The organism is Pseudoalteromonas sp. Z1A6, from assembly GCF_011378745.1.
GTDB lineage: Bacteria > Pseudomonadota > Gammaproteobacteria > Enterobacterales > Alteromonadaceae > Pseudoalteromonas > Pseudoalteromonas arctica.
Genome location: NZ_WTKW01000721.1, coordinates 1 through 525, shown reverse-complemented (window position 1 = coordinate 525; position 525 = coordinate 1). Strand labels below are relative to the sequence as shown.

The following is a 525-nucleotide window of genomic DNA, read 5'->3' as shown; positions in this document are numbered from 1 at the left end:
AGCATAACATTTCTTTCTTAATGGGTGGCCAAAATCACTGTACCACTACATTTACCCTGATAAGCACCACTTTCTCGATTAAATGGTGCTACACCAACTAGTGATGCAGCCTCTTTATTGTTTACACACCCAAGCTCAGGCATGTCACTAAGTAAGTTAAACGCGACAACATTACCAACGCCAGGCACACTTTGAATAAAGCAATTAACAGTGAAAAGCAATTAACAGTGACACCCATCCTAAATTTTGCTCTTTTTTAAATTAAGGACTACGTTTTATTTAGTGTAAAAAACAAGCAGGGTGTCTTATGGCTATCGCAAGAAAGCGTCAAGTAAGTTTGGTTGATACAAAGTACTACCACTGTATTTCACGTTGTGTACGCCGTGCATTTTTATGTGGCGAAGACCGTTTTACAGGCAAGTCTTACGAGCATCGTAGAGGCTGGGTTGAAGACAAACTGCTTGAGTTAGCTAAGGTGTTTTGTATTGATGTATGTGCTTATGCCGTTATGAGTAATCATACCCA

2 pseudogenes are annotated in these 525 nt (G+C 39.6%); one reads left to right on the top strand and one right to left on the bottom strand.

Annotated features, from left to right (window positions below):
* Positions 1–50: 50 nt before the first annotated feature.
* Positions 51–197 (bottom strand): annotated as a pseudogene (locus GQR46_RS20495) (transposase); the annotation flags it as partial.
* 110 nt (positions 198–307) lie between these two features.
* Between GQR46_RS20495 and GQR46_RS20490 the strand changes: the two are divergent.
* Positions 308–525 (top strand): annotated as a pseudogene (locus GQR46_RS20490) (Mobile element protein); the annotation flags it as partial.